Below are 12,487 nucleotides of genomic sequence, written 5' to 3' on the forward strand. Positions count from 1 at the left end.
ATGAGTAATGCGGGTGCATCCCTTGCAACCTGTTATGGACCGGTCAGCACCCAGATGATGGCGAAGGCGGAAAACATTCGTCTGCTCATCCTGGACGTGGATGGCGTACTTTCCGATGGCCTGATTTACATGGGCAATAATGGTGAAGAGCTGAAAGCGTTTAACGTTCGCGACGGCTACGGTATCCGCTGTGCGCTCACCTCGGGTATTGAGGTGGCTATCATCACCGGGCGAAAAGCTAAACTGGTAGAAGACCGCTGTGAAACCTTAGGAATTACCCATCTGTATCAGGGTCAATCCGATAAGATGGCGGCGTTTAAGGATTTACTGGGTAAACTGGCTATCGCACCGGAAAACGTGGCCTACGTCGGGGACGATCTGATTGACTGGCCCGTGATGGCTGAAGTCGGGCTGAGCATCGCCGTTGCCGATGCGCATCCGCTGCTGATCCCGCGCGCTGATTATGTTACCCACATCAACGGGGGCCATGGTGCCGTACGTGAAGTCTGCGATCTGCTTTTGCTGGCGCAGGGCAAGCTTGATGAGGCCAAAGGGCAATCGATATGAGTAAAACCAGACGCTGGATTATCATTTTGCTTTCGCTTGTCGCACTGGTATTGATTGGCGTGAACCTTGCCGATCGCGACGATACGCAAACGGAAGTGGTCAACAATAACGATCCAACCTATAAAAGCGATCACAGCGACACCGTGGTCTACAGCCCGGAAGGCGCGCTGAACTATCGCCTGATTGCCCAGCATGTTGAATATTTTTCAGATGACGGTATTTCGTGGTTTACCCAGCCTGTCATGACCACATTTGATAAGGACAAAGTGCCGACGTGGTCAATTAAGTCAGATCGGGCAAAACTGACAAATGACCGTATGCTTTATCTGTATGGTCACGTTGAAGTCAACGCCCTGACCGCTGACTCGCAACTGAGAAAAATTACGACGGATAATGCCCAGATTAACCTGGTAACCCAGGACGTGACCTCGCAGGATCTGGTCACACTGTATGGCACAACATTTAATTCCAGCGGTTTGAGAATGCGCGGGAACTTACGCAGCAAGAACGCCGAGCTGATTGAAAAGGTTAGAACCTCCTATGAAATTCAAAACAAACAAACTCAGCCTTAAAGTAATTATCGCCAGCGCGATGCTGGCGACCAGTCTCCCCGCGCTTGCTGTAACGGGCGATACCGACCAACCGATCCATATTGAGTCTGATACCCAGTCTCTCGATATGCAGGGCAACGTCGTCACCTTCACGGGTAACGTCGTCATGACTCAGGGCACCATCAAAATTAACGCCGACAAAGTGGTCGTGACCCGTCCGGGTGGCGAGCAGGGCAAAGAGATCATTGATGGTTACGGCAACCCGGCAACCTTCTACCAGATGCAGGACAACGGCAAGCCGGTGAAAGGTCACGCCTCGCATATGCACTATGAGCTGGCGAAGGACCTGGTCATCCTGACCGGAAACGCGTATCTGGAACAGCTGGACAGCAACATTACCGGCGACCAGATAACCTATCTGGTGAAAGAGCAAAAAATGCAGGCTTCCAGCGAGAAAGGCAAACGCGTCACGACCGTACTGGTTCCGTCGCAGCTGCAGGACAAAGGCAAAGGCCAGGCCCCGGCACAGAAGAAGAGTAACTAATTCGTTATGGCAACATTAACTGCAAAAAATCTCGCGAAGGCCTACAAGGGCCGCCGTGTCGTAGAAGATGTCAGTCTGACCGTCAACTCCGGCGAAATTGTAGGGCTGCTCGGCCCTAACGGTGCGGGTAAAACCACCACCTTCTACATGGTCGTTGGCATTGTGCCGCGCGATGCCGGCAACATTATCATTGACGATGAAGACATCAGCCTTCTGCCGCTGCACGCGCGCGCGCGTCGCGGGATCGGCTACCTGCCGCAGGAAGCCTCCATTTTCCGTCGTCTTAGCGTTTACGATAACCTGATGGCGGTCCTGCAAATTCGTAACGATCTGACCAGCGAGCAGCGTCAGGATCGTGCCAACGAGCTGATGGAAGAGTTCCACATTGAGCATCTGCGCGACAGCCTCGGTCAGGCACTCTCCGGGGGTGAACGCCGTCGCGTTGAGATTGCGCGTGCGCTGGCCGCAAACCCGAAATTTATCCTTCTGGATGAACCGTTTGCTGGCGTTGACCCGATCTCGGTTATCGACATAAAACGCATCATTGAACACCTGCGTGACAGCGGGCTTGGCGTACTGATCACCGACCACAACGTCCGTGAAACGCTGGCCGTGTGTGAACGCGCGTATATTGTGAGCCAGGGCAATCTGATCGCCCACGGTACGCCGCAGCAGATCCTCGAAGACGATCATGTTAAGCGCGTCTATCTTGGGGAAGACTTCAGACTCTGATAGGGTAGAGATAACGTAACGCCGAACCGGAGAAAAATGCTCTGAACATGAAGCAAGGTTTGCAATTAAGGCTCAGCCAACAACTGGCGATGACGCCGCAGCTACAGCAGGCAATTCGCCTGTTGCAGCTGTCCACGTTAGAACTTCAGCAGGAGCTCCAGCAGGCGCTGGACAGCAACCCCCTGCTGGAACAAACCGATCTTCATGACGAGGTAGATACTCAGCAGTCACAGGATACAGAAGCGCTCGACACCGCGGATGCACTCGAACAAAAAGAGATGCCCGACGAGCTACCGCTGGATGCCAGCTGGGATGAAATCTACACCGCTGGAACCCCTTCCGGTACGCGTGCAGACTACCAGGATGATGAGCTACCGGTATATCAGGGCGAAACCACCCAGTCACTGCAGGATTACCTGATGTGGCAGGTGGAACTCACCCCCTTCTCCGATACCGACCGCGCGATTGCCACGTCCATTGTCGATGCCGTTGACGACACCGGCTATTTGACCGTCACGCTGGACGATATTCTGGAAAGCATGGGCGACGACGAGATTGAGCTTGAGGAAGTCGAAGCCGTTCTGAAGCGCATCCAGCGTTTCGATCCGGTAGGCGTGGCCGCAAAAGATCTGCGTGACTGTCTGCTGATCCAGCTTTCTCAGTTCAGCAAAGAGACGCCATGGATCGACGAGGCGCGCTTAATCATCAGCGATCATCTGGATCTGTTGGCCAACCACGATTTCCGCAGCCTGATGCGCGTCACGCGGCTGAAGGAAGAGGTGCTGAAAGAAGCGGTGAATCTGATCCAGTCGCTCGATCCGCGCCCGGGACAGTCGATCCAGACCAGCGAGCCCGAGTACGTCATCCCGGACGTGCTGGTCAGAAAACACAATGACCGCTGGGTCGTTGAACTGAATTCAGACAGCATCCCTCGCCTGCAAATCAACCAGCAGTATGCCTCCATGTGCACCAGCGCGCGTAACGACTCGGACAATCAATATATTCGCAGCAATCTTCAGGAAGCGCGATGGCTGATCAAAAGTCTGGAGAGCCGAAATGATACGCTGCTACGCGTCAGCCGCTGTATTGTCGAACAGCAGCAGGCGTTCTTTGAGCAGGGCGAAGAGTATATGAAACCGATGGTACTGGCGGATATCGCCCAGGCCGTCGAGATGCATGAATCAACCATTTCCCGTGTCACCACGCAGAAGTATCTGCACAGTCCACGCGGTATATTTGAGCTTAAGTATTTCTTCTCCAGCCATGTGAATACCGAGGGCGGCGGCGAAGCGTCGTCAACGGCCATTCGTGCCCTGGTGAAGAAGTTGATCGCCGCGGAGAACCCCGCGAAGCCACTAAGCGACAGTAAGTTAACCACCATGCTGTCCGATCAGGGTATTATGGTGGCACGTCGTACTGTTGCGAAGTATCGAGAGTCTTTATCCATTCCGCCGTCTAACCAGCGTAAACAGCTGGTCTGACACAACCGATAAGGAAGACACTATGCAGCTCAACATCACTGGACAAAACGTCGAAATTACTGAGGCTTTACGCGACTTCGTGAACGCGAAGTTTGCAAAACTCGAGCAGTATTTCGAAAGGATCAATCAGGTCTATATTGTGTTGAAAGTGGAGAAAGTGACTCACATCTCGGATGCCACCCTGCATGTTAACGGGGGTGAACTGCATGCCAGTGCGGAAGGGCAAGACATGTACGCTGCTATCGACGGCTTGATTGATAAGCTTGCACGACAGCTCAATAAACATAAAGATAAACTGAAACAACACTAATTGTCCGGGCAGTTAACGGGTGCAGGACGGCCTGTTGTGAAACACAACAGGCCATTTGTACAGTTAGCGCTTAGGTGAAATTATGATGAACAACGATTCCGCTCTTCAACTGAGCAATGTCCTTAACCAGGAATGTACCCGCAGTGCTGTTCACTGCCAGAGCAAAAAACGTGCGCTGGAGATCATCAGTGAACTGGCTGCCAAACAGCTGGGCCTGCCGCCGCAGGTGGTGTTCGAAGCGATTCTGACCCGTGAAAAAATGGGCAGTACCGGTATCGGCAACGGCATCGCGATCCCGCACGGCAAACTGGAAGAGGATACCCTGCGTGCCGTTGGTGTCTTTGTGCAGCTTGAAACACCCATCGCTTTCGATGCCATTGATAACCAGCCCGTCGATCTCCTCTTCGCGCTGCTGGTGCCTGCCGACCAGACGAAAACCCATCTGCATACGCTGTCGCTGGTCGCAAAACGTCTGGCCGATAAAACCATTTGCCGTCGACTGCGCTCGGCCCAAAGTGATGAAGAGCTCTATCAAATTATCACTGAAGCAGAAGGCAATCAGGATGATGCATAACCAGGAGATGGCCTTCACATCTGTTGTCCTGAGGAGAAACGGAACATGGTGCTGATGATTGTCAGTGGCCGTTCAGGGTCGGGGAAATCCGTTGCTCTGCGCGCGCTGGAAGACATGGGTTTTTACTGCGTCGATAACCTGCCGGTCGTGTTATTGCCCGACCTGGCCCGCACGCTGGCGGAGAGACAAACCTCTGCCGCCGTCAGTATCGACGTTCGCAACATGCCTGAATCGCCAGAGATCTTCGAACAGGCCATGAGCAACCTGCCTGACGCGTTCTCGCCTCAGCTGCTGTTCCTTGATGCAGACCGCAATACGCTGATCCGCCGCTACAGCGATACCCGTCGCTTGCACCCGCTATCCAGCAAGAACCTCTCTCTGGAGAGCGCTATCGATGAAGAGAGCGACCTGCTGGAACCGCTGCGTTCTCGTGCCGACCTGATTGTCGACACCTCTGAGATGTCCGTTCACGAGCTGGCGGAAATGCTGCGTACCCGGCTGTTGGGTAAACGCGAGCGCGAACTGACGATGGTGTTCGAATCCTTCGGCTTTAAGCACGGTATTCCAATCGATGCGGATTACGTTTTCGACGTGCGCTTCCTGCCGAACCCGCACTGGGATCCGAAGCTGCGTCCAATGACCGGTCTGGATAAGCCGGTGGCGGCGTTCCTCGACCGGCACACAGAAGTACACAATTTTATCTACCAGACGCGAAGCTACCTTGAGCTATGGTTACCTATGCTGGAGACAAACAATCGTAGCTACCTGACGGTGGCGATTGGCTGTACCGGCGGTAAACATCGTTCGGTTTATATCGCCGAACAGCTGGCCGACTATTTCCGCTCGCGCGGGAAGAACGTTCAGTCCCGTCATCGCACGCTGGAAAAACGTAAAACATGACCGTAAAACAAACCGTTGAGATCACCAATAAGCTGGGTATGCATGCACGCCCGGCGATGAAGCTGTTCGAGCTGATGCAGGGTTTCGATGCCGAGGTTCTGCTGCGGAATGACGAAGGTACCGAAGCGGAAGCGAACAGCGTGATTGCGCTGCTGATGCTGGATTCCGCCAAAGGGCGCCAGATTGAGGTTGAAGCCACCGGTCCTCAGGAAGAGGAAGCGCTGGCGGCGGTGATTGCCCTGTTTAACGCAGGGTTCGACGAAGATTAAGGTCTGCTATTCAGGCGGGTAGCGCTGCGCTTACCCGCTCTACATAAGATTATTACGCTGCATAAACCCCTCTCCACCCAGCTGATTCATCTGGCGCATAATCCACGCCTGACGGCTTCGCACGTACCCTGATGGGGCGCCGGCCTTAAAGCGGATAGGGTTCGGTAACACAGCGGCCAGTAGCGCCGCTTCTGACATGCTCAGACGGCTAGCTGGCTTATTGAAATACCGCTGTGCGGCAGCTTCCACGCCAAATATGCCGTCGCCAAACTCAGCGACGTTCAGATAGACGGTCAGAATGCGTTTTTTGCTCCAGACCGTTTCCATTCCCAGGGTCAACCCCGCTTCCAGCCCTTTTCGCACCCAGCTTCGACCATCCCACAGAAACAGATTTTTGGCCGTCTGCTGCGACAAGGTTGACGCACCGCGCACGCGGTTTTCATGGCGTTCGTTATGGGCTAGCGCCTTCTCAATGGCCGCCACGTCGAACCCCCAGTGCTCCGGGAATTTCTGGTCCTCCGCCGCGATGACCGCCAGCCCCATGAACGGGGAGATCTCGTCCATGCTCACCCAGTCAGAGTGGGCAACGTAGCCGAAATCGCCGCTGAACCACGCGCTAAGCTGGCGCTCAACCATAACGGCAGAGAACGGAACCGGCATAATGCTGAATAAAGCCAGCCCGCCTCCCCAGAATACCGCCAGCACAAGTAAGATGCGCAAGAGAAAACGTTTCACCCCTGCGCCTGCGGCAAATTTACGCCTCATTCAGTCAGCACCAGCACGCGGGCCACCAGCTTTTCAATACCTGAGGCCGCCTCAGCGATATTATTCGCCAGCATATACGCTGGCGTGGTGACAATTTTGTTATCTTCATCAACCACAATGTCATCAACCGGGCACGGAACGTGCTCGCCCCCCATTTCCTCGACGATCTCTGCGGTATCAATATCCGTCCCGATAGTCAGGCGCAGCGGGAAATCAAAAATCCTGGGCAGCATTGCCGGCGCGATGCAGATAAAGCCCTGCGGTTTTCCTGCCGCGTGCATGGCCTGCGACAGCGCTTTAAGATGAGGGTCGATCTGACACTCCGCCCCCTGCACAGCAAAGGTACTGAGATTTTTGGCCGCGCCAAACCCACCCGGCACAATGAGCGCATCAAGCTCTGTAGGGTCTGCCTGAATAAGAGGATGGATATCACCTCGCGCAATACGCGCGGCTTCAATCAGTACATTACGGGTTTCCGCCATCGGCTCGCCGGTCAGATGATTAATCACATCCGCCTGATTTTTGTCTGGCGCAAAGCAAATAACCTCTGCTCCCTGCTTAGCCAGGGCCAGCAGCGTGATTACGGCTTCATGTATTTCAGAACCATCGTAAACACCGCATCCGCTCAGCACGACACCAATCTTTTTCATCATGACAATCCTTTTCTGCAACTTGCTGAAGCACATTAATAATTTTGATTAAAACGCTATGCTTCACACATTTCACTGATTCATGTAACAAACCATTTAAGATTTGCTATCTTATCTGCGTGCGGCCTAAATTTTTCAGGCAGCGCCCTTTCGAAAATAACTTTATAAAACAGGCGCAGCCACGATTTCCCTGGTGTTGGCGCAGTATTCGCGCACCCCGGTTAAGCCGGGGTCATTTTTTTCTGGCGACGACCCAGGCTTTAAGCACCGCCACATCGTTTTGCCACTCTTGTTTCATCTCTTCAACCCAATCACCCACGTTATCTTCCCATGCAGGTAAATCAGGCGACTGAATCTGTTGACCCAGCTGCTGCAGATGGCGTAAGCCGACCGAGCCGGCCGCACCTTTAATTTTATGTCCTTCTTCGACGATGCCCTTCTGGTCCCGGGCGGTCAGGTTTGATTCCAGCACGCTCAGATAGCCCGGCATCATTTTTTCGAACACCGCCAGACCATCGGTAATCAGTTTCGGGCCGACCAGATCGATGTACTGCTCCAGCATCGCGGTATCGAGTATCGTTTGGGCTTTTGCGCTATCAACAGACGTCATGGTGCTCTCCTCTTCATCACGGGTATCCCAGAACTTCTTAATCATGGCGGTCAGAGCAGGCACCGCCAGCGGCTTGCTGAGTACATCGTCCATACCGGCATCGAGATACTCTTTTTTATCTTTCAGCACGTTCGCCGTCAGCGCCACCAGCGGCGGCAGTTCGTCGGCCGCGTACTGACGCGTCAGCTCTCGCGAAATATCCAGCCCGGTCATATCCGGCAGCTGAATATCCAGCAGGACAAGATCGTATTCGCCCGGTTTAAACATCTCCAGCGCGGCCTTACCGGTCATCGCGACATCCACGCTGTTGCCCAGTTTTTCCAGCACCGATCGCGCCACAATCACGTTCAGCTCAATATCTTCCACCAGCAGGACGTGCAGCGCGGGCAGCGGCATGTCGTCGTTTTCAAAGGTGTCTTCAACCTCTTCCGCCACCGCCGGCGCATGGACCGTCAGCGTGAAGGTTGACCCTTTACCCGGCTGGCTGGCAACGGTGATATCGCCACCCATACTCTTCGCCAGCCGTTTAGAGACCGCCAGGCCAATGCCCGTTCCGGTAGCCGGTTTCCCGCCGTTGCTGTCCTTCACCTGGTAGTACATCGCGAAAATTTTGTCCTGCTCCTCCTGCGGAATACCTATCCCAGAGTCCTCCACCTCGAAGTGCAGCATGTCGCCTTCGTCAAAGCGGATACGCACCGCCACCTGCCCCATCTGGGTAAATTTCACCGCGTTGCTGATAAGGTTCCACAGGATCTGGCGCAGACGCGTGCCGTCAGTCACCACTTTATGCGGCAGCGGCAGGGTTGGCTCCATGACAAAGCTCAGTCCCTTCTGCTGCGCCTGCAGGCCGGACAGGTTTTCGAGGTCGGCAAGGAAGCTGGTGAAATCAACAGGCTGATTATCAAGCTGAACTTTACGGCGCTCCATCTTATCCATATCAATAATATCGTTGAAGATATTACCCAGCGTGACCGCTGAGACATGGATAGTCTTGAGGTATTTCTCCTGCTCTGCGGTCAGGTCGGTATCCAGCAGAATACGGCTCAGCCCGACAATGCCATTAAGCGGCGTACGCAGCTCGTGGCTGATGGTGGAGATAAAGGTCGTCTTATCACGGCTGGCGCGCTCCAGGGCATCCTGGTAGCGCTTACGCTCGGTGATATCGCGGCCAAAGCCCATCAGGCCGTGGCGTTTCCCCACGCGGTCATAGTAGGGCACCTTACGGATCTCAAAACAGGCTTTGCGTCCGTCCGGGTAATCCAGCCACTGTTCATAGGTCAGCGAGACGTTATGGCGGAATACTTTTTCGTCCGTCTCCATGACCTTGGCCGCCGCTTCTTCAGAGTAAACGTCCTGCGGCTTCAGGTTAATCAGCTGCTTCTCGCTTTTCCCGGTGAGCAGCTCCATCGCCCGGTTACAGCCGGAAAACTCTTTATCTTCATTACGGTAAAACACCAGATCCGGCGAAGCATCGAGGAACGACCGCAGGAAAGAGGATTGCTGCTCAAGCTGGATCTGCGTGACCTCGCGCTCTTTCATTTCGATTTTCAGCTGCTCCAGCGTGGTCTGACGCTCGGCTTCCGCCTTCTCACGATCGGAGATCTCTTGATTCAGCTGCGCAATGTTGTCTTTAAGCTGGACATTTAGCTTCAGGTCGCGTTCGCGCATCTCTTCCAGTTTATCCACCAGTTTTGACAGACGCTGACGGGACTCTTCCAGCTGTTCAACCACCACGGAAAGGAAATAGACCGCCCAGGGAGTAATGAGCAAGCCAAAGAAGATGGAGCGGATAACGTCGATACTCTCGACCTGACCATGCAGAACCATGGTGACGGCCATTTGCACGACAATGGCCAGAACGACCAGCGCCAGCGCAAGCAGCATGGAGAAACGCACCAGCCCAAGCTTCATCATCAGGTCGACGTAATACTGGGCAAGCATTCGAATTTGCTTCATAGAGGATCCCTTCACGACTTTATCGCTCAATAATACTCAAATTCAGGGCGAGGCGTTGAAGGTTGTGAGAAAAAGTGCGGGGTGAAACAGGAGATTAGCCTCGCCCCCGGTTAACCGGAAGCGAGGAGAGGTCGATCAGGAGCGTTTCAACAGCAGCCAGAGGCTGATCAGGAGGAAACTGGCGCTTGGCAGCAGCGCACCGATTATCGGCGGAATGCCATAAACCAGCGTCAGCGGACCGAAGATCTGATCGAGCACGTAGAACACAAAGCCGAAGCTGATACCGGTCACTACGCGCACGCCCATCGGCACGCTGCGTAACGGGCCGAAGATAAACGACAGCGCCATCAGCATCATCACCGCCACGGACATCGGCTGGAAGATCTTGCTCCACATGTTGAGCTGATAACGTCCCGCATCCTGCCCGCTCGACTTCAGGTATTTCACATAGTTGTGCAAACCGCTGATGGAGAGCGCGTCAGGGTCCAGCGCAACAACACCGAGCTTATCGGGCGTCAGGTTGGTCTTCCACGTACCGGTTACCGTCTGAGAACCGGCGATCTGTTTCGGATCGGTCAGGTCAGACTCATCGACCTGCGACAAACGCCACAGTTTATGTTCGGCGTCAAATTTCGCCGAAGAGGCGTGGCGGACTGACTCCAGACGGCGCTGGTCATCGAAAGCATAGATGCTCACCCCACCCAGTTCATCATTCCCCTTCACCCGTTCGATGTAGACGAAATTTTTTCCGTCTTTCGCCCATAAACCTTGTTGAGTCGAGAGCAGCGAGCCGCCGTACATTGCCTGCGCACGGTAGTTACGCGCCATCTGTTCGCCCTGCGGCGCGACCCACTCGCCAATCGCCATGGTCAACAGCACCAGTGGGATCGCGGTTTTCATGACCGACAGCGCAACCTGCATGCGGGTAAAGCCCGAGGCCTGCATAACGACCAGCTCGCTGCGCTGCGCCAGCATTCCCAGCCCCAGCAGCGCGCCCAGCAGGGCCGCCATCGGGAAGAAGATCTGCACATCTTTCGGGACGCTGAGCAGGGTATACATCCCCGCGCCCATCGCGTCATAGCTCCCCTGCCCGGCTTTTTTCAGCTGATCGACAAATTTGATAATGCCGGAGAGCGACACCAGCATGAACAACGTCATCATGATGGTAGTAAAAATGGTTTTACCGATATAGCGATCAAGAACGCCAAACGCCTGCATTAGATGGCTCCTTTACGCGAGAATCGGGCACGTATGCGGCGCACAGGCACCGTATCCCACAGGTTTAATCCCAGCGCCAGTAAGATGTACAGGCTGTTGACGAACCATGTCCAGACCATAGGGTCCAGCTTACCCTTCGCGCCGTTAGAACGAATCGAGGTTTGCAGCAGGAAATAGATCAGGTAAAGCAGCATCGCCGGCAGCATAGAGAGCACGCGTCCCTGTCGCGGGTTCACCACGCTCAGCGGAACGACAATCAGCGCCATCATAAACACGGTGAATACAAGCGTAATACGCCAGTGGAACTCAGCACGCGCTCTGTCGGTATCGGTATTCCACAGGGTACGCATGTCCATTTGCTCGGTATCCGTTGGATCGAGCGCCACCGCCTGATGGCCGATAATGGCCTGATAGTTCTGGAAATCCGTAATACGGAAGTCGCGCAGCATCGCGGTGCCTTCGAAACGGGTGCCTTTGTTCAGCGTCACGATCTGAGAACCATCTTTGCGCTGAGCAAGCTGACCGGAGTCTGCAACCACCACGGAAGGACGCGCGTTACCTTTAGGACGTAACTGCGCCAGGAATACGTCGTTGAATTTACTGCCGTCAACGCTCTCAATAAACAGCACGGAGTTGCCGTCGGTCGCCTGCTGGAACTGACCCTGAGCTAAGGCTGCCATGCCGGGGTTGGCTTTCGCTTCGGCCAGCACTTCGTCCTGATGACGGGAAGACATGGGACCCGCCCACATCACATTCACCGCCGCGACAATACCCGTGAACAGCGCCAGTATCATGGCCGCTTTCACCAGTACGGCTTTGCTCAGGCCACAGGCATGCATCACCGTGATTTCACTCTCGGTGTAGAGTTTCCCGAGCGTCATGAGCAGGCCAAGGAAAAGACTTAGCGGCAGGATGAGCTGCGCCATTTCCGGGATCCCTAAACCAAGCAGGGAAAGCACCAGATTAGTTGGAATTTCGCCGTCAACGGCCGCACCGAGGATCTTAACCAGCTTCTGACAGAAAAAAATCAGCAGCAGGATGAAGAGGATCGCCAGTTGGCTTTTGAGCGTCTCCCGCACCAGATATCTTATGATTATCACTTTAAATACGCCCGTAAAAACCCGTCTCTTTGCTGGAAAATCGCTTGTTTCATGGCTTAAACGTCATTTATTCTCTTGAGTCGTCGAAATCATCGCTAAGATTAAAACATCCGGCGGATTCACGCTTCAGGACTTTTTCTGACGTGTCGAAACCGTAGTAACGTAAGATTAACACGAAGTCACCACAACAGCGGACATGAGTTACGAAAGGTTTCAATTCTATCCGTAGCTGCCGCCGTTGTCTTTAAGATTCAGGAGCG

14 protein-coding genes are annotated in these 12,487 nt (G+C 54.3%); 9 read left to right on the forward strand and 5 right to left on the reverse strand.

Annotated features, from left to right (window positions below; translation table 11 throughout):
- From kdsC to npr, 9 genes are all read left to right on the forward strand, one after another.
- Positions 1–567, forward strand: a complete 567-nt coding sequence (gene kdsC / locus INF68_RS08005; RefSeq protein WP_126785918.1) for a 3-deoxy-manno-octulosonate-8-phosphatase KdsC — start codon at positions 1–3, stop codon at positions 565–567.
- Entirely contained in the window at positions 564–1,139 is a 576-nt protein-coding gene (gene lptC / locus INF68_RS08010; RefSeq protein WP_023309357.1) for an LPS export ABC transporter periplasmic protein LptC, read from the forward strand. The genes kdsC and lptC overlap by 4 nt, the downstream gene beginning before the upstream one ends.
- Entirely contained in the window at positions 1,108–1,662 is a 555-nt protein-coding gene (lptA, locus tag INF68_RS08015; protein WP_023309358.1) for a lipopolysaccharide ABC transporter substrate-binding protein LptA, read from the forward strand. The genes lptC and lptA overlap by 32 nt, the downstream gene beginning before the upstream one ends.
- A gap of 6 nt (positions 1,663–1,668) precedes the next feature.
- Positions 1,669–2,394: an LPS export ABC transporter ATP-binding protein gene (gene lptB, locus INF68_RS08020; protein ID WP_023309359.1), complete on the forward strand. Its 726-nt coding sequence runs from the start codon at positions 1,669–1,671 to the stop codon at positions 2,392–2,394.
- A gap of 47 nt (positions 2,395–2,441) precedes the next feature.
- Positions 2,442–3,875, forward strand: a complete 1,434-nt coding sequence (rpoN, locus tag INF68_RS08025) for an RNA polymerase factor sigma-54 (RefSeq protein WP_023309360.1) — start codon at positions 2,442–2,444, stop codon at positions 3,873–3,875.
- 22 nt (positions 3,876–3,897) lie between these two features.
- Complete coding sequence (gene hpf / locus INF68_RS08030) at positions 3,898–4,185, forward strand: ribosome hibernation promoting factor (protein ID WP_008501444.1); 288 nt, start codon at positions 3,898–3,900, stop codon at positions 4,183–4,185.
- 82 nt (positions 4,186–4,267) lie between these two features.
- Entirely contained in the window at positions 4,268–4,759 is a 492-nt protein-coding gene (gene ptsN / locus INF68_RS08035; RefSeq protein ID WP_008501443.1) for a PTS IIA-like nitrogen regulatory protein PtsN, read from the forward strand.
- 45 nt (positions 4,760–4,804) lie between these two features.
- Positions 4,805–5,659 (forward strand): RNase adapter RapZ, encoded by an 855-nt coding sequence (gene rapZ, locus INF68_RS08040; protein WP_014885397.1) that lies wholly within the window; start codon positions 4,805–4,807, stop codon positions 5,657–5,659.
- The gene (npr, locus tag INF68_RS08045; protein ID WP_003861872.1) at positions 5,656–5,928 is read left to right on the forward strand and encodes a PTS phosphocarrier protein NPr; all 273 of its coding nucleotides are present in this window, start codon (positions 5,656–5,658) and stop codon (positions 5,926–5,928) included. Before rapZ ends, npr begins: the two co-directional genes overlap by 4 nt.
- Before the next feature lie 39 nt (positions 5,929–5,967).
- Here the strand turns inward: npr and mtgA are convergent, their stop codons facing one another.
- From mtgA to lptF, 5 genes are all read right to left on the reverse strand, one after another.
- Positions 5,968–6,693 carry a monofunctional biosynthetic peptidoglycan transglycosylase gene (mtgA, locus tag INF68_RS08050; protein WP_126785723.1) on the reverse strand — a complete coding sequence of 242 codons (726 nt, stop codon included), beginning with the start codon at positions 6,691–6,693 and terminating at the stop codon, positions 5,968–5,970.
- Positions 6,690–7,343, reverse strand: a complete 654-nt coding sequence (elbB, locus tag INF68_RS08055; RefSeq protein WP_126785917.1) for an isoprenoid biosynthesis glyoxalase ElbB — start codon at positions 7,341–7,343, stop codon at positions 6,690–6,692. Before elbB ends, mtgA begins: the two co-directional genes overlap by 4 nt.
- Before the next feature lie 232 nt (positions 7,344–7,575).
- Positions 7,576–9,909 carry an aerobic respiration two-component sensor histidine kinase ArcB gene (gene arcB / locus INF68_RS08060; RefSeq protein ID WP_126785722.1) on the reverse strand — a complete coding sequence of 778 codons (2,334 nt, stop codon included), beginning with the start codon at positions 9,907–9,909 and terminating at the stop codon, positions 7,576–7,578.
- 135 nt (positions 9,910–10,044) lie between these two features.
- On the reverse strand, positions 10,045–11,127 hold the full coding sequence (lptG, locus tag INF68_RS08065) for an LPS export ABC transporter permease LptG (protein WP_023309364.1): 1,083 nt from the start codon (positions 11,125–11,127) through the stop codon (positions 10,045–10,047).
- Entirely contained in the window at positions 11,127–12,227 is a 1,101-nt protein-coding gene (gene lptF / locus INF68_RS08070; RefSeq protein ID WP_024906345.1) for an LPS export ABC transporter permease LptF, read from the reverse strand. The genes lptG and lptF overlap by 1 nt, the downstream gene beginning before the upstream one ends.
- Positions 12,228–12,487 lie beyond the last annotated feature (260 nt).

Source organism: Enterobacter cloacae complex sp. P16RS2 (assembly GCF_014982155.1).
GTDB classification, from domain to species: domain Bacteria; phylum Pseudomonadota; class Gammaproteobacteria; order Enterobacterales; family Enterobacteriaceae; genus Enterobacter; species Enterobacter cloacae_M.